The organism is Streptomyces sp. CC224B (genome assembly GCF_030010595.1).
Taxonomy (GTDB): domain Bacteria; phylum Actinomycetota; class Actinomycetes; order Streptomycetales; family Streptomycetaceae; genus Streptomyces; species Streptomyces longispororuber.
This window is the reverse complement of sequence record NZ_JASCXL010000073.1, coordinates 31,081-46,946: the sequence shown is the minus strand read 5'-3', so window position 1 is coordinate 46,946 and position 15,866 is coordinate 31,081. Positions and strand designations below refer to the sequence as shown.

General features: G+C 73.7%; 13 protein-coding genes. 2 read left to right on the top strand and 11 right to left on the bottom strand.

The window, feature by feature from the left end; genetic code table 11:
- The first annotated feature begins 341 nt into the window (after positions 1–341).
- Both QK440_RS26830 and QK440_RS26825 read left to right on the top strand, forming a co-directional pair.
- Positions 342–1,016, top strand: coding sequence for a GntR family transcriptional regulator (locus QK440_RS26830; protein ID WP_282795797.1), 675 nt, complete (start codon positions 342–344; stop codon positions 1,014–1,016).
- A gap of 50 nt (positions 1,017–1,066) precedes the next feature.
- Positions 1,067–1,279: a hypothetical protein gene (locus QK440_RS26825; RefSeq protein ID WP_282795796.1), complete on the top strand. Its 213-nt coding sequence runs from the start codon at positions 1,067–1,069 to the stop codon at positions 1,277–1,279.
- Between the two features lie 16 nt (positions 1,280–1,295).
- Here QK440_RS26825 and QK440_RS26820 read toward each other — a convergent pair whose 3' ends face one another.
- From QK440_RS26820 to QK440_RS26770, 11 genes are all read right to left on the bottom strand, one after another.
- Positions 1,296–1,925 carry a poly-gamma-glutamate hydrolase family protein gene (locus tag QK440_RS26820; RefSeq protein WP_282795795.1) on the bottom strand — a complete coding sequence of 210 codons (630 nt, stop codon included), beginning with the start codon at positions 1,923–1,925 and terminating at the stop codon, positions 1,296–1,298.
- A gap of 26 nt (positions 1,926–1,951) precedes the next feature.
- Positions 1,952–2,197 carry a hypothetical protein gene (locus tag QK440_RS26815; protein ID WP_282795794.1) on the bottom strand — a complete coding sequence of 82 codons (246 nt, stop codon included), beginning with the start codon at positions 2,195–2,197 and terminating at the stop codon, positions 1,952–1,954.
- A 23-nt stretch (positions 2,198–2,220) separates the two neighbouring features.
- Positions 2,221–2,478, bottom strand: coding sequence for a hypothetical protein (locus QK440_RS26810; RefSeq protein ID WP_282795793.1), 258 nt, complete (start codon positions 2,476–2,478; stop codon positions 2,221–2,223).
- A gap of 22 nt (positions 2,479–2,500) precedes the next feature.
- Positions 2,501–3,709, bottom strand: coding sequence for a peptidoglycan-binding domain-containing protein (locus QK440_RS26805; protein ID WP_282795792.1), 1,209 nt, complete (start codon positions 3,707–3,709; stop codon positions 2,501–2,503).
- Between the two features lie 11 nt (positions 3,710–3,720).
- Positions 3,721–4,539, bottom strand: a complete 819-nt coding sequence (locus QK440_RS26800) for a hypothetical protein (protein ID WP_282795791.1) — start codon at positions 4,537–4,539, stop codon at positions 3,721–3,723.
- 232 nt (positions 4,540–4,771) lie between these two features.
- Positions 4,772–6,070, bottom strand: coding sequence for a glycoside hydrolase family 6 protein (locus QK440_RS26795; protein WP_282795790.1), 1,299 nt, complete (start codon positions 6,068–6,070; stop codon positions 4,772–4,774).
- A gap of 21 nt (positions 6,071–6,091) precedes the next feature.
- The gene (locus tag QK440_RS26790; protein ID WP_282795789.1) at positions 6,092–8,368 is read right to left on the bottom strand and encodes a hypothetical protein; all 2,277 of its coding nucleotides are present in this window, start codon (positions 8,366–8,368) and stop codon (positions 6,092–6,094) included.
- A gap of 2 nt (positions 8,369–8,370) precedes the next feature.
- Positions 8,371–9,459 carry a hypothetical protein gene (locus QK440_RS26785; protein WP_282795788.1) on the bottom strand — a complete coding sequence of 363 codons (1,089 nt, stop codon included), beginning with the start codon at positions 9,457–9,459 and terminating at the stop codon, positions 8,371–8,373.
- 3 nt (positions 9,460–9,462) lie between these two features.
- Complete coding sequence (locus QK440_RS26780) at positions 9,463–10,392, bottom strand: hypothetical protein (protein ID WP_282795787.1); 930 nt, start codon at positions 10,390–10,392, stop codon at positions 9,463–9,465.
- A 15-nt stretch (positions 10,393–10,407) separates the two neighbouring features.
- Positions 10,408–11,301, bottom strand: coding sequence for a hypothetical protein (locus tag QK440_RS26775; protein ID WP_282795786.1), 894 nt, complete (start codon positions 11,299–11,301; stop codon positions 10,408–10,410).
- Positions 11,298–15,770, bottom strand: coding sequence for a hypothetical protein (locus QK440_RS26770; RefSeq protein ID WP_282795785.1), 4,473 nt, complete (start codon positions 15,768–15,770; stop codon positions 11,298–11,300). Before QK440_RS26770 ends, QK440_RS26775 begins: the two co-directional genes overlap by 4 nt.
- Positions 15,771–15,866 lie beyond the last annotated feature (96 nt).

Below are 15,866 nucleotides of genomic sequence, written 5' to 3'. Positions count from 1 at the left end.
GGGCCCCCCCCCCCCCCCCGCCCGCCGCCGCGCCCCCCCCCCCCCCCCCCCCGCGGGGGCGGGCCCGCCCCCCCCCCCCGGGGCCTCGGCGCGGTCCGAGACCGTTGAGTTCCCGGGAGCATGAACCGGTGCTGCCGCGGTACGAGTGGATCACTGTGGCCAGGCCGGATGCCGTGCCATGATTAAGACGACATGACGGCCGGACACACCGTCAGTCGGGCACCCGGCCCACGCCAAGGCGGAGACCGGTCAGGTCCTGGAAGGGGCGCACGCGCGGTTGGCGAGCGCCGTCCCGGTCCTGGCGGGCGCTTTGTGCGTACGAGAGACGACGAGGGGACTGTGTGGCCAGGCGCACGACGGCCTACCGGCGCGTCGCCCAGGAACTGCGCGACGAGATCGCTGAGGGGCGGCTGCGTCCCGGCGACCGGATCGCGTCGCTGACGGAACTGCAGGAGCGGTTCGGGGTCTCCGACACCGTGATCCTCGAGGCCCGCAAGGTCCTGGTGGCCGAGGGCCTGCTGGTGGCCCGTACCGGCGATGGAACCTACGTGCGGGAGCGGCCCGAGCCGCAGCGCCTCGTCCTGCACGACTCCCCCGACGCCGAACAGCCGGTGTTCCGCCTGGAGAACGGCGAATCAGGCCTGTTCCCCGATGTGATCGAGCTCGAGCCGGTGGCGAGCGTCCCCGCGCCCGCGGGCGCGGCCCGGCGGCTGGGCATCACCGCGGGCCGCAAGGTCAAGCGCCGTGTTCGGCTGTTCCGGCAGGACGGCGCCGCCGTGCAGGTGCTGACGGCCTACCAGCTGGCGAGCGGGAAGGCCACGCCCGCCGCCCCGGAGGTGGAGATCACCGCACGGCCCGCGCTGGACACCGAGGCCCGGGCGCTGGAAGGCGTGGTCGGCCAGATCGTCACCGTGGCCACGCGCGTGGAACGCCCTGCGGCCGGCGCCGCCCGCGTCCTGGAGACGGTGGTGCTCGCCGAGCGGTACACCCTGGTCTACCGGCCCCCCACGGCCTGACCGGGCGCCCGGATTCCCCCACCGGGCCCGGCGGGCGTTACGGTGCAGCCATGTCGACCCTGACCCGCCGCATGTCCATCCAGTGCACCGCCTGCGGTGAAACCGCCGACCTGCCGTCCGACAGGGACCACTCGGCGCTGTGGGACGCGGGGTGGCGCTGGATCGGCCCCGATCTCATCTCCTGCCCCGCCTGCCCGCCGGTGCTCGTCATCGACACGCGCGGCCGTCACCGCCGCGGCCCGGGCGCGCCCGTCAGCGCCTGACCGGGCCTCGCCGGGCTCATCCCCGCACCTGCGTCACCAGGGCCTGGGCGATCGCGCGGCGCACGGCGCTGACGTAGGTGGTGAAGGCGGGCGTGACCTTGTCGCGGTTGGGGCGGGAGAGGTCTCCGCCCTCGAAGAAGGCCTGGCGCTGCGCGGTGGTCAGTTCGAGCTGGACGCCCATGCGGCGCGCGCCGCGGTTGCAGATGTTCGCCTCCTCGCTGCCGTCGAGGTTGCCGGGCGCGATCTGCACGGTGAAGTTCGCGCGGGTCAGTTCCAGGGCGATGCGGTCCCGCAGGACGTAGTCGCGGCCGCCCACCAGGGTGGCCGGGGCGGTCCCGGCCGCGCCGTGCCAGGCCACGACATGGCTGGCCGCCTGCACCAGTTGCAGGGCCGTCGGCTCGTCGAAGCGGACGCTGGTGATGTGCAGCTCGCTGTTGTTGGCGGGCTTGAGGCCGTCGAACACGTACAGGTCGTGGATGCTGTCGGCGGCCGCTTCGGCGAGCTCGCTGGTGCCCTGTTCGATGCCGCCGCCGTGGATGGCCAGGTGCAGCAGGGAAGAGCACTGGGAGGCGCGCCACAGGCGCTGGTAGTCGATGCCTTCGATCTGCTTGCGGGCGAGCTCGGCGTAGGAGCCGTACGCGTCCATCAGCGGTGCCTCCTTTCGCGGGTGGGTCAGCGTGACAGGGCGGTCCACGCCCCGATGACCAGGGCGCCCAGGGCGATCAGGACGCTGAGGGTGGGCAGCGGCCAGCGGGCGCGCTCCAGCACGGTGACCCGCTGTTCGAGGTCCGCGAGATCCTTCTCGGTCTGGTCGGAGCGTTGGGCGATCAGCGCGAGCTGGCCGTCGATCCGGGCGAGCCCGACTTCGAGGGAGCGCCGCAGTTCGGCCAGTTCGAGGGCTACCTCTCCGTCGGGCACGATCCGGTCCTTGGGTCAGGGGGTCAGAAGCGGTGGGTGGGGTCGGAGGGCGCGGGCAGCCAGGAGGCTGTGCCGATCTGCCCGAGGCGGCTGCCGATGGCGCCCTTGATCACGGTGAGGCCCGCGGGCAGGGCGGCGACGGCGGCGGACTGCCAGAAGGACAGGTCGACGATGTCGGTGACCTGGCCGGCCAGCAGCAGGCCCAGGAGCGTCTCGAGGTAGGTCAGGCCGGTGCGCTCGGCCAGGTCGGCCAGGAAGCGGGCGGTGGTGGGCTGGGTCATGGCGGGGGTACTCCTCGTGGGGTCAGGCGGTGGCGGTGAAGTGGTGGCGCGCGGCCAGGCGGCGCAGGGAGGCCAGGCCGGGGATGCCGTCAGCGGCGGCGCCGGTGTAGGAGCCGCCGGCCTTGCTGCGCTGCCAGGCGGCGTAGGCGGTCTTGGTCTTGGTGCCGAAGCTGCCGTCGACGTACCGCTCCTCCAGGAGGCCCTCGGCGGCCAGGGCGCGTTCGACGATGCGGACGTCGGCGGGGTGGGTGGTGTGGCCGTCGGCCGCGGGGAGGTCCTTCTTCGCCGCGGCGACCAGCCGGGCGACGCTGACCTTGGGCTTGGGCCTGCCCGGAGACGGCTCGGAGGGCGGGGTGGTGTCGGTCTTGAGCAGCACCTTGGCGGTGCTGATGGCCCCCGGGTCGCCATGGTCGTTGCCGGGGACGTCGCCGTGGGAGAAGTGGCCGCCCTTGGACTGCCAGATGCTGCGGGAGCGGGGCTTGCCCGGGCCGGGGTACTTCGCCGGCGGCCCGGCGGGGAAGACGTCCGGTACGCCCCAGGAGCGCGCGGCTTTGAGGATCCTCTGCCAGCCCGGCTTCTTCGCCGGGTCCCATCCGTTGGTCCACGGGGTCTTCGCGCGGCCGAGGACCTCGATCTGGATGCAGACGCGGCCCTCGCGGTTGGTGCGGCGGCGGCCGTCGTTGCGCAGGGCGCGGCCGCTGAGGTGCAGCGGCCCGAACTGCCCGACGCGGTCGGTGACCGGGCAGTAGATGAGCTGCGGCTCGGCGCCGACCCGGATGAGGTAGGAGCCGACCGACTCCAGGTAGCGGCCTCCGGCCGGAGACTCGGTGGAGTGGTGCACGACGCGCGGCGGGTTGTGCGGGGTGTCCATGGGCCCGCCGATGGAGCCGCTGCCGAGCCGGATGGCGCCGGGGATCCACACGGTGCCGGTGGCGCCGCGGGGCAGGTCCTCAGGGCCGGGCAGCTCGGCGTCGGTGGGGCCGGGGCGCGGTGCGGGGTCCGGCGCGCGGACGGGGGCGGGGGCGGCGTCCAGGGGCTGGTACCAGTCCAGGTCCCCGTCCTCGCGCAGCACGAACAGCGAGCCGGGGTGGCGGGGGTGTTCGCGCAGGACGCGGGGGGTGGTGTCGAGGTGCGCGATCGCGGCGGCCTGGTCGACGTGGTCCTGGTCGACGGTGCCGCAGTAGGTGACGGACTGGTCGGGATGGACGACGGCAGCGTGGAAGGTGGGCATGGCGCTCCTCCTCAGAGGTGGAGTTGGATCGCGTCGATCTGCTCGCGCAGGGCGACGTAGGTGGACAGCCGCAGGAAGAAGTCGCCGCCCTGGCCCCACGCGGGGCCCCAGGAGTTGCGCAGCCGCAGCACGGTGCGCTCCGGGATGATTCGGCCGTCGCGGTGCTGGGCGACCTCCTCGAGACCGATCGCGCACACTTCGTGGCCGCCGGCCAGCCCGGAGGTGCGCCAGTACGGGACGGTGTCGACGAAGGCGTCGCGGCCCGGGGTGAACCAGGCGGTGAACCAGGGCAGTCCGAGCAGCACCGGGCCGTCCTGCAGGGCGGCGGCGAGCGCGTCGGCGTCTAGGGCGTGGGTGTAGGAGCCGATCAGGCCGCGGGCTTTCAGCGCGCGGGCGACGCCGAGGCCGGAACTGCCGCTGTCGGCGGGCGGCCACTGGTAGGGGATGAACTCGTCCAGGGCGGTGGCCTCGGCGTACAGGGCGATGGCCCAGCGTTCGGCGGCGGCCGCGTCGTTGGTCGCCAGTCCGGCGCGCGCGAGGCCGTCAGGGTCCAGCAGGACAGACAGCGCGGCCGCGGCGGCATTCGCGGTGCACGAGCCGACCGCGTCGACGTCCGGGGCACCGGCCACGAGCGCGGAGGTCTCGATGCCCTGGGCGACCAGGTCCTGCTGGTTCAGGACGGGGATGGCGGGCTGCCAGCGGACCGCGCGCAGCGCAGCGCCGTGGTGGCGTCGGCGGTGGGCCAGCGAGCGCGCGTCGAGGACCTGGTGGCGGCCGAGCGCCGGATGAGGGGTGTAGTGGCGTACCAGTACGCCGTGTGTGGTGGGCACCGTGTGGTCCGCTCTCCCCCGCGCCCCGGATTCCGGTCGCCCCGGGGCCGCGCAGCGGCGGGCCCGGTAACTCCCTCGGGGGTGCGGTGCAGTCCGCGAAGTCGCGGCGGCGCTCGGCGGAGGGTCGCCTCAGGTGCCGTGATCCATTCTAGGTGCGCCCCGCGCGGTGGCGGACCCGCGTGCGCGGGCCGGGGCCTGCCCCGGGGGCGAGCCTCAAGGCGCCGGCAGTGGCTCAGGTGCCGTCGATGAGGCGTTCGGCCAGATAGGGAGAGAAGGTGCCCGCAGGGATGTCGGGGCCGATGCCGCAAGCCCCGTCCGATTCGCCGGGGTACTTCACCCACAGCAGGTAGTCGGCTCCGGCCACGCCGATCGAGCTGGGCACGCCCAGTCGGCGTCCGGCCGGATTGCACCAGCCGACGTGCTGGCCGGTCGCGTCCATGGCGCCGCTGCCGTTGCGGGCGGTGTCCACCACGAATCCCGCACCGCCGACGCCGAGGCGGCTGAGCTCGGCGGTGACCTGCCGGGCGTAGGTGCAGCAGACGTCGATGGCGTCGAAGTGGCCGACGTTGACCGCGAAGCCGCGCCCGTGCTCGACACCGGCGTCCTTCAGGCGGGCGGCCATCTGCGCGGGCGGGATCCCCTGGGCGGTGCCGCCGTCGAGGTAGAGCGTGACGGCGGGCAGCGCCCCCAGGGCCCGGGCGGCGTAGGCGACCAGCGCCGTGGTCTCGGCGCGCGCGGTCTCCGGCAGGTCCTCGAGCCGGGCAAGCGAGCCCGGCTCGAGGATGACGATGGCCGGCCGGTCGCCGATGGCTGCCGCGGCGGCGTCGATCCAGCCCCGGTAGGCCTCGGCGGATGGTGCGCCGCCCACGCGCCCGACGAGGTGGTGCAACGCGACGATGGGGAGCTGGCCTGCGGCGGCTGCGGCGGTGAGGTAGCTGTCCACGTCGCTGCCGGGGCCGGTGATCCAGCGGGCGCCGGGACGGCGGGCGATGGATCGTTCGATCTTCTGTGCGCGCGGGTCGTCGGGGTGGGCGGCCAGCCACCTCGCGGCGTGGGAGGCGGGGTCGGTGAAGAAGCCCTCGGCGGGTGTGGAGGTGGTCAGGCGGATCTCGGCGAGGTAGACGGTGACCGACGTCGCCTGCCCGAACTGGAGGCTGAGCTGTCCGGCACCGATGTCCAGGCCCGCGGTGAAGGTGAACGTGAAGTACGTGTCGGCCGTGCCCAGGGTCACGGTCTTGTCCAGCACGGCAGTCCACGGCGTGGTTGCCAGGCCGAGGGCGGCGCGCAGCCGGGTGCCGGGCTGGCTGGCGCGCGCGGTGAAGGCCAGGGTGTAGCGGCAGCCGGTGCGCAGCGGCAGGTTGTCCTGGCCGATCAGGGCGTCGGAGAGGTTGACGGCGTCGGTGGTGGCGGTGGCCTCCAGGCCGGTGCCGGGGGTGGTGACGCTGACGTAGGCGCTGTCGCCGCGCCACCAGCCGGTGAAGCCGTCGCGGAAGGTGCCGTTGGTGAGCAGGTCGCCGTAGCGTGCGGGCACCGGGGCCTCCTGGTTGCGGGGTCACTTCGTGTAGGTGATGCGGAGTTTGGGTGCGTACTGCTGGCCCACGCCGCGGGCGCGGCCGTAGTGGGTGCGGGTGGTGGTGTTGGGGTCCAGGGCGATGCCGCGCCAGCGGGTGGAGTCGAAGACGCTGCTGATGTCGACCCACTGGCCCTGGTTGCGGCGCCAGCGCACGCTCTTGCCCTCCGGGTCGCAGGAGAACTTCGCGGGCCGGGAGGCGTGGGAGTGGGCGCGGATGACGGCGGTGCCGCCGCTGGCGCTGTACCAGTGTTCGAAGTACAAGAAGACCTCGGCGCGCTCGATGGTGGCTCCGGCCAGGTCGGTGGCCATCTGGGGAGAGAAGCCCACGAGCGCGGCGTGCATGCCGTTGTTGGGGTAGAAGCCCTGCACGCAGGCGTTGCCCCAGTAGGCGTTGTACCCCGAGCGGTGGGAGTAGGTGCCCGACCAGGTGGCGGTGTAGGTCTTGGTGTAGGTGCGCACGGGGGGTTCGCTGCTGCCCCCTCCGGTGTTGCGGCGGCCGGTTTCGCGCAGGTAGGCGCCGATGTCTTCGACGTAGAACAGGCCGTGGCTGCTGGCGGCGCCGTACAGGTCCACGGTCTGCCCCTCGGGCCCGTACTGGTTGCGGAACGTGATCAGCAGGCGGTGCAGTCCGGCGCCGAGCACCCGCCCGGAGCGCACCAGTTCCAGACGGACCCGTTTGGAGTTGCCGATGGCCAGGTGGTGGGTGGCCAGCTGCAGTTGCGGCGAGGTGACGGTGGGCGCCTCGGCGCCGCCGTCACGCAGCCGCAGCTGCACTTCTCCGCCCGGGGTGCTGGGGTTGACGATGGCGTCGAAGGCGATGCGGTACATGCGGGCCGGGTCGGCCTCGAAGGCGAGCTCGACGCAGCCCAGCTCGCCGCCGGCGGTGCGCACCGAGGAGCTCTGGTAGTCGACGGCGACCAGGCCGCGGGCGTGCTGGCTCAGCAGCGCGGAGACGGGGTCGCCGCCGACGGTGAGGTCCCCGGCGACATCGACGTCGCCGAAGTGGGCGCCGCCGTCGGTGTCGATGGTCGCCACGGCCTGGCCGTTGCTGCGCAGGGTCAGGTACTGGGCGGCGCCGGTGACCAGGGCGACGGCGGGTTCGCCGTACTCGTCGAACAGGCGCAGGCCGTCGGGGCCGAGTTCGGCCCGGGCGCCGCCGACGATGCGGCCGAAGATGGTGTGGGCCTCGCTGTTGTCGAAGTGGCACCAGCCGCGGGTGGCGGCCGTGGCCTGCAGGGCGAGCTGGGCCCGGGTGGTGCCGGGGGGTGCGGCGACCTGCCCGGTCAGGCGCTGCCACATGCCCGGGTGGGTGGGGGCGGTCTCCACCGCGCCGTAGCCCAGTACGGTTCCGGCGGAGTCCTCCCACCGGGCCATGATCTTCACTGCGCTGGCGTTGAGGTCCTCGGAGGTCAGGACGTCCACCGCGAGATGCAGTTGGGTGCCGGCGAGCACGGGCACGGTCACCAGGGGCAGGGTGTAGGTGGTGGGCGTCGGGGCGAGGCAGTCGACGCGGACGGCGACGCCGGTGCGGTTGCCGGGGGCCAGCGCCCAGGGGGCGCCCGCCGCGGCGACGGCGGCGGCGATGACCGCGCCTTCGAAGCCCGGGTCGGGGATGAGGTTGGTGCCCTGCCCGACGGCGATCTGGTCGGGGGTCACGGAGCCGACCGCCAGGTGGGAAGTGGTGATGGCGCCGACGGCGACGTGGCCCTGCTGGATGGCGCCGGTGCCGACGTCGCCGGCGCTGGCGCGGCGGGCGGCGGTGCGCACGGGCGCCGAGGGCAGGCTGGGGGTGCCGGAGGTGTTGACGGCGACCAGGCGGACCCAGACGTCCTGGTAGTAGCCGGTGGCGATGGTCACCGACGCGCCGGAGGCGGCCTCGATCGTCGCCGCGGGCGCCATCACGTCGGGTTCGCCGTCGGGGCGGGTCAGCAGGTGCACCTGGACGCGGGAGAGGTCCAGCGGGGCCGCGTTGGCGTCGGCGAACGTGCCGTCCCAGGTGATGCGCAGCCCGCCGAGCACGGGGGCGGCCGCGGCGGGTGAGGGGGCCGGTGGGCGCGGGCCGTTGACGGCGATGACGCCGCTGGTGCCGTCCGGCTGCTGGCCGATGACCGCGCGCAGGGAGCCGCCCGCGTCGTAGACCTCGACGGCGCCGTCCTCGAGGGAGGAGTAGGCCAGGCGGGAGGTGCGGGTCTGCTGGCTCAGGCGGTGCTCGAGGGCGGCGATCCGGGCCGCCAGTTTCGCCAGGTCGTTGGCCACGGTCAGCTCCCGTAGTGGTAGCGGTCGGCGCGGGCCAGGCTCAGGGTGATGCGTTCGCGGTCCTTGCCCTGGGGCGGGCGCAGGCTCCAGCCGGTGATGCGGCACCAGCCGTCGAAGTCGCTCCACTGGTCGTGCAGGGAGACCCGGACGTCGTCGCCGACCTGCCAGGAGCCGATGCGCGCGGCCGGGTGGTCGATGACCTCGACCTCGGCGACGTCGCCGAGGACCTGGCGGGCCTGGCGCTCGGTGCGGGCCCGGGCGGCGAGGCGGTCGTTGCCCTTCTCGCCGGGAACCTCCAGCACGTGCTCCAGGCGCAGGCGGCCGTTGCGGACGGCGTCGATGGCGCGGCGGCGGCCGCGGCCCTCCCCCGCGCCCAGGGCGATGACGACCTGCGCGTAGGCGTCCCCGTCGAGGGTGACGGGCGTGGTGGTGGCGATGTTGATGCCGGAGGTGAAGGACAGGTCGGTGCGCCGGGTGCCCATCCGGGGCCAGCCCAGGCGGATCCGGCCGGTGGGGCGGCCGTTGGACCAGTCGGTGGTCTCGGTCCACTCGGGGCCGCCCTCCAGCTTCGTCATGTCCTCGATGACGTCGCCGAGCAGCGGGGCGTCCCACCAGTCGGTGCGGTACGGCTCGGTGATGGTGCCGGCCTTGGCCTTGCTGGTCGTGGCGTCCACGCGGACGCCGAGGTCGCCGTCGGGCTGGGACTGGGCATAGGCCCACACGTCGCGGACGACGGTGCAGGGGTCGGCATGCACGTAGGGGCCGCGGCCGCCGAGGTTGCCGTGGAGGTCGTGGCGGGAGTGCAGGTAGCTGCCCCAGCCGGAGGCCTCGAGCGCGTAGACGGAGCCCTCGGGCTCGGCGGACCACAGCAGGCCGCCCCACAGCGCGGTCCCGTCGCGCTCGACGGTGATGACGGTGTTGCCCGGGTCGAGCTGGGTGGGCAGCAGGTGGGCGAAGCGCGGCTCCAGGCGGCCCGAGAAGCTCCCGGCGGCGTTCAGGGCCAGGCCGAAGTCGACCTGGGACAGCGGCAGGTCGGCGGCGAGGAGGTCCCCGGTCAGGGCGTGCCAACTGCGGTACCGGTAGGCGGGCACCGCTCACCTCACGCTCTCGGTGAACTCGATGTCGGCGATCAACGAGGTGGCCCCGTCGACGGACAGGTCCCCCGTCTCCATCTTCGACATGTAGGCCTGCAGGTACAGGGTCTGGGTGGTGCCGCGCATCGCGGCGGGGACGGAGAGGCTGTCGGCCAGCACGACGGTGTTGCGCCGGGTCTGGCTGCCCTGGTCGTCGTCGACGGCGGTGTCCTGGCCCTTTTCGGTGCCGAAGACGCTCTGCATCCGGGCGTAGACGTCGGCGCGGGTCAGCCGCAGCCCGGCGATCGTGGTCACCAGGCGGGCGTGGGTGGCCCAGGAGGGGACGGGGACGGACCAGCGGGCCGCGCTCGGCCAGGTGTGCCACTTGTTGTCGGAGTACTTCAGGGTGCTCAGCCCGTCGGGGAAGGCCGTGTACAGGCGCCGCTCGCGGCGCGGGTTGGCGATCTGCCGCACGTCCTTGATCATCGCGTCGGTGATGACGGCGGTGTTCGGGGGGAGGTCGAGGCGGGCGAGTGCGACCGCGGTCATCCCGGCCGGCACCTGGGTGGTGGTGGCGGAGACGTTGCTGACGACGTGGAAGTAGCCGATGTCGTCACTCTCCGGGTCGCGGGTGCCCTCGTACTCGGGGTCCTCCACGCGCAGGCACACCAGGTCCGAGCGGGCGGTGGCGCCGGTGGGGGCGATCGCCACGGTGGCGGTCCCGACGTTGTACTGGGTGTAGGAGCCCTGCCCCCAGGTGGCGCCGCGGACGACGGCGGAGCCGTCGGCGACACGCACCGCGGCGCCGGGGGTCTCCAGCGGGCGTACCTTCAGGTCGTCGCCTTCGGTGACGCCCTGGGAGTTGCGGGCGAGGTCCCGGATCATCATGCGGAAGGCGCGGGCCTGGTGGGTGCCGCCGTGGGTGAGCAGCGGCGGGTTGATCAGCGTCATCGTCTTCTCCGTGCGTCACAGGGCGGCGTGCGCGGCGTGCCAGGTCACGCGCAGCCGGGTGCTGTTGGTGTAGTTGCGGGCGGTCCACCACAGCTCGCTGGTGCCGGGCGGCAGGGCGAAGTCCAGGCGGGAGGCCGCGGACAGGGCGGGCGCGAGGTTGTGGGCACCGTCCTTGAGGACCCAGCGGGTGCCGGGCCGGGTCTCGATGTCGATGTGCTCCCCGGTCTGCAGCGCCACCGCGAGTTCGATGACCTGTCCGGTCTCGGCGTGCCGGATGCGGGGGTGGGTGCACGGCCCGGTGATGCGCAGGCTGGGCCAGGCCGGGCGGTCGCCGCCGTTGGTGACCCAGCCGCGCCGCTCGTGCGGGATGGCCACGCCGGTGGTCAGCGGCGCCACCAGCGGGGCCCGCAGGCCGCCCAGGCCGCCCGCGGACAGCGGCAGGGTGAGGGTGGAGGTGTCGTCGGCGTAGAAGAGCGGGTCGGCGGCGACGAACTCGAGGTCCAGGGGGATCCAGCCGCTGACGGCGGTGGCGGTGCTGGTGGCCTCCACCCGGCGCAGCCGCCCGTACAGGCGCCGGGCGGGGCGGCCGGGCCAGCGCATGCGCAGCACGTTCATGGCGCCCGGTGTCAGGCGCACAGCGGGGTCGGTCGCGGTCTGCTGGAGGCGGGCGAGCAGGTCCAGGGCGCGGTCGGGCGCGGCCGGGGTGCGGATGCCTGCCTCCAGGCGCACGGTGCGCGCGCCGTAGAGGTCGACACCGGGGAAGACGCCGTCGCCGGCGGGGTTGTCGGCGTCCTGGGTGCGCGCCTCGGCGGTGCCCAGCCCCTCCACATTGCCGACGGGGATGTCGGTGCCCGCGCCGAGGACGACGTCACCGAGGGCGAACTGCCACTCGGCCAGCTCCGGTATCACGCGTGTCCCCCTCGCTGGGCGTTGCGCAGCCGGCGCATGACCTCGGCGCCGAACTCCTGGGGGCTGGCGGCCGGGGAGCTGACGGTGACCGGCATGTGGCCGACCAGGGCGGCGGGCTGGCGGATGACGATGACGCGGACGGCCTGGGCCTGGGCGTCCCGGGCGCCGGTGAGGGTGTACCCGAAGCGTCCGGCGACGTCGCCCAGGACGGCGGTGGCACGCTGGCGCCGCTGCGGGGCCAGGGGGATGTAGGCCTCTCCCCCGGTGCTCGGCTCGGCGAAGCGCACCAGGCCGCCGCGGGTGGCGTAGATGCCCTCGCGGATGCCGCCGTCGGCGTACGCCAGGCCCTTCTTGGCCTTGGCGAGGTCGGCGAGCAGCCGGGCGGCGCGCGGCCCGAGCGCGGACTTGAGCTGCCCGGTGGCCTTGGAGGCCACCGTGATGATGTCCTCTTCCTCCAGGCCGGTCTTGTCGGCGATGGCGTGGATGCCGGTGTTCTTCGACACCGTCGCACCGATGATCTTGACGAGGGTGGCGAGCTGCTCGTCGCTCAGGGTCGCATCGGCCTTGCGGGCGGCGCTGTTGGCGGCCTTGGCCTTCTTCTTGTCCTTGACCGCCTGGGCGGCGAGGTCGGCCGCGCTCTGGTCGCCCTGCTCGGCCAGGCGCGCTGCCAGGTCGCCGTGCCCGGAGGCGGCCAGTTTGGCGAGGTTGCGCTGGAAGGCGGTCTGGTCCTTGACCGCGCCCGCGAGCTGCTTGGTGAAGTCGGACAGGGAGGCGCGCGCGGACCCGGCGAGCTTGCGCAGCTCGCTGGCCATCTTCCGGACGTACTTGCCGCTGCCGTGGGCCATCTTGCGGGTGAGCTCGACGCCGTCCTCCCCCATGTTCTCCAGGGCGTCGGCGACGTCCTGGCCGGCGCGGGAGGCGACGCGGGCCAGGTCACGGCGCCAGCGCGCGGCCGCGGCGGCGGACCTGCGCAGGTTCTTCTCGAAGAGGGCGAAGTCGAAGTACTCCTGGCCCTTCCGCTTCCCTTTCTTGATCTTCCGCATGGAGCGGGAGCGGATGTCCGAGGCGCTGCCCAGGCTCGGGGGGTCGGAGGGCTGGTAGTTCCAGTCGGACAGGCCGCCGTCGGCGTGCCACAGGATGCCGGACGGGTCGCCGCCCAGACGCCGGACGATCTCCTCGGTGATGCGGCGCGACCGGGGCCGCTTGGAGCGGGCGAACGGCACGTACCCCTCCCCGTGGGTCTCGTCCTCCGCCCACACGCGCCACGCGCCTGCCGGGGCGATCTGCGCGATGTGGTTCTCGCGCCGCCCCGCGGAGCCCGTGGCGGCCCCGCGGGTGCCGCCCTGGGCGTAGAAGTCGACGATGCCGCCGTCGGCTTTGCGGAGGTTCTCCACCTGCTGGCGGACCAGGTCGGCGGTGGTCTTGCTGCTTTTGCGGAAGCTCTCCTCGAAGATGGTCCGCCGCACCGTGGTGATGGTGATCGACTTGTTCGACAGGCGGTCGCGGGCGCCCTGCACCGCACCGATGTTGGCGAGCGCGCTGCCGGTGCGCGCGGTGACGACGACGCGCCCGTCGGGGAGCTTGCGGGTGGTGAAGCCGACGCGGTGCAGCGCGTCGATCGCCGTCTGCGACAGAGCCCGCACGGTCACGGACTTCGCCCCGGGGGTCTTGCGGATCTTCGCGATGACCGCGTCGAGGCCGGCGATGGCGGTGACCGTCTTCGCGTTGAGCGTGATCGTCTTGTTCTTCAGCCCGTCGCGCTTGCGCTGCAGGGCGTCCAGGTGGTCGCGCGCGCGGCCGGTCTCGGCCGTGACCTTGAAAGAGCCGTCCTTCAGGCGGGTGACCTTGAACCCCAGCGACTCCAGGAGCGCCACGGCGTCCCTGGTCAGGGCCTTGACGGTGACGGACTTCGCGTCCGGGGTCTTCCTGATTCGCGCGATGACCGCGTCCAGGCCGGCGACGGCGTCCTCGGTGCGCATCTCCAGGGTCAGGGACTTCTTGTCCGGGATCTTCAGGTAGGCGTCGGCGAGCGCCTCGGCCTGCGCCCGGGTCAGGCCCATCCGGTCGCCCGCGTCGACGAAGGCCGCGCGGCCCTTCTCGAGGATGCCGTTGACGTGCTCCCAGGACCGGCCCTGCTCACGCGCGGCGGCCGCCGCGGCATCGGTGTTCGCCGCGAGGTCGGAGAGCACCTTCTCCGCGTCGCGTGCCCTCTTGCTGCCCAGGTCCAGCTCGCCGTCGCGCATCCGCAGCGCCCCGGCATGGTTCCTGATGGCGTTCGTGGTGTCGTCCAGGGACTGCTCGAAGGCACTCATGGCGCTGCCCGCGGCCCGGTTGACGTCGTTCAGGGCGCTGATGGCCTGCCGCAGCCCGTCCGCGCTGGCCTTCTGCGCCTCCAATTTGGCCTGGGTGTCCATGGCCGCCCGGCCGAACACGCCCTGGGCGGCGGCGGCGAGCTCCTGCTCGAACCGGGCATCGGCCAGGGCGCTTTTGTACTCGTCCATCTGCCCGGTGAGCTGGCCGACGTCCCCACCGCCGGAGGCGTAGGCCTTCTTCAGTCGCTCGTATGCCGCGGCAGCCAGATCGGCCTTGCCGCCGCGCACGAGCTTGGCCAGGCTCTCGTCCAGCGCGTCGAGGTGGGCCCGCGCCTCCTTGGCCGGGGTGGAGTCCGCCAGGCCGAGGGAGAACACTTTGACCAGGCCGTTTTGTACCTGGTCCACCGTTGAGGGGTCGGTGATGTTGCGGATCTTGTCGTACAGCCCGTCCAGGTCCTTGCCGTAGGCGCGCGACAGCTCGCCGCTCACCTTGCCGGACTGGCCGAGCTTGCCGAGGGCCGTGGTCAGCCGGTCGATGTTGGGCGGCGCGGCCCGGCCGAGGTTCATCAGCTTGGAGATGGCCACGGCGGCCACGCCGATGCCGGCGACCACGACCGAGGCGCGGGCGGCGGTGCCCAGCGACAAGAACGCGGCCCGCAGACCGGCCAGGCCGCCGCCCGCCGCGGCGGCGGTGGCGCTCAGGGCGGTCAGGCGCGTCTGCAGCGTGGCGAGCCCGCCCGCCACGGCCGCAGCCCCGAGCCCGGCCAGTTGCACCAGCTTCAGCGCGGCCGCGATCTGGATGATGGTGCCGACCAGTTCCGGCGGCAGCGCGGCCACCAGCCGGGCCACGGCGTTGACCAGGGTCAGCATCATCGGTCCGGCGTCGGCGGCGCCCTCGAACAGGTTGCCCACAGCGTCGCCGAGGTTGGACAGGGTCTCGCGGGCTTCGTCGCCGTGGGCGCGGATGTAGTTCACCAGGTCCGCGAACGGCCCCTCGGCCCGCCCTTCCGACAGCATCCGCAGGACGTGCACCAGGCGGTCGCCCATGCGTGTCAGGGTCTGGTCGGTGAAGGCCGCGAGCCGGTCCGAGGCGGCGTCGAACCCGGGGGTGGTGACGGCGCCGCCGAGCAGGGTGATGAGCCGGTCCAGCTCCCGCGACGCCGAGCGGACCTGGGGGGTCAGGCGCGGCAGCAGTTGGTCCATCAGGGCCATGGAGTGCACCAGCGGCCGCATGGTGGTGCCGCTGAGGCTGTTGGACCACTGCTTGTAGGAGTCCTTCAGCAGGCTCAGCGCGACCGCGGCGCGCTGCGTCTCCGCGGGGAGCTGGGCCAGCTGCGACTGGTACTCGGTCTGGGCCGTGGCGGCCTGGCGGGAGTGGGCGCCGTGCTGGCGGACCGCTTCCTGGTACTTCTGCTCGGCGCTGGCAACCTCGGTGAGCGGGCCGATCTGCCCGGCCACCGCGATACCGAAGGCGCCGGCGGCGCCTGCGGAGGCCGCGAGCAGCCCGGGCAGCGGTGCCAGCGCGGTGGTCAGCGGGATGACGGACGGGGCCAGCAGCAACAGCCCCTTGAGGGCGCCGGCCATGCCGCTGGCGCCTGCCCCGCCTCCCAGGGACGTCAGGTCTCCGAGGTTGGTGTCGGTGCGCACCCGCACGGTGACGGTCTGGCCCGAGACCGCGCGCACGGCGGCTTGGACGTCTCGGCGCAGCCGCAGCGGGTCCGCGAGCCCGATCGGGATGTCGATGCGGTGGCCCCAGGCCGCCCAGCGCACGGCGTCTTGGACATCGCGGCGCAGCTGTCCCGGGTCGGCCAGCCGCAGCGCGACCTCCAGGCCCTGGCCGGAACCGGCGCTGCTCAGTGCGCTGCGCACGTCACCGTGCAGGCGGGAGGAGCCCACCCGGACATCGAGGTGGACGCCGCGCGCGGCCTGTCGGCGCAGCTCGGCCACATCCCGGCTGAGGGCGTTGACGTCGCGGCGTGCGGAGTGCAGCTGCCCCGAGAGGCCGCGCAGGTCAGCGCCGCCCAGTCCGGCCAGGGTGCGGCGCAGCCCGGACAGGTCCCGGGTCAGGTCGCGGGCCTCGCGGGCGGGACGGCGCAGCGCGCGCACCAGCCCGTCGCTGGTGCCGGTCAGCGACACCGACAACTGCCACGCGACCACCCGCCGTGCTCCTTTCCGGCCGCTATGTGGGCTGGTCCCGGCGTGTCGCCCGGGTGCGCAGTTCGTACAGGAAGCGGGGCATCAGCCCGATCTTCA

What these genes read in the sequence shown, in the direction of transcription:
- QK440_RS26825 (WP_282795796.1), top strand. Translation starts at nt 1,067, where the DNA reads ATGTCGACCCTGACCCGCCGCATGTCCATCCAGTGCACCGCCTGCGGT.
- QK440_RS26820 (WP_282795795.1), bottom strand. Translation starts at nt 1,925, where the DNA reads ATGGACGCGTACGGCTCCTACGCCGAGCTCGCCCGCAAGCAGATCGAA.
- QK440_RS26810 (WP_282795793.1), bottom strand. Translation starts at nt 2,478, where the DNA reads ATGACCCAGCCCACCACCGCCCGCTTCCTGGCCGACCTGGCCGAGCGC.
- QK440_RS26805 (WP_282795792.1), bottom strand. Translation starts at nt 3,709, where the DNA reads ATGCCCACCTTCCACGCTGCCGTCGTCCATCCCGACCAGTCCGTCACC.
- QK440_RS26780 (WP_282795787.1), bottom strand. Translation starts at nt 10,392, where the DNA reads ATGACGCTGATCAACCCGCCGCTGCTCACCCACGGCGGCACCCACCAG.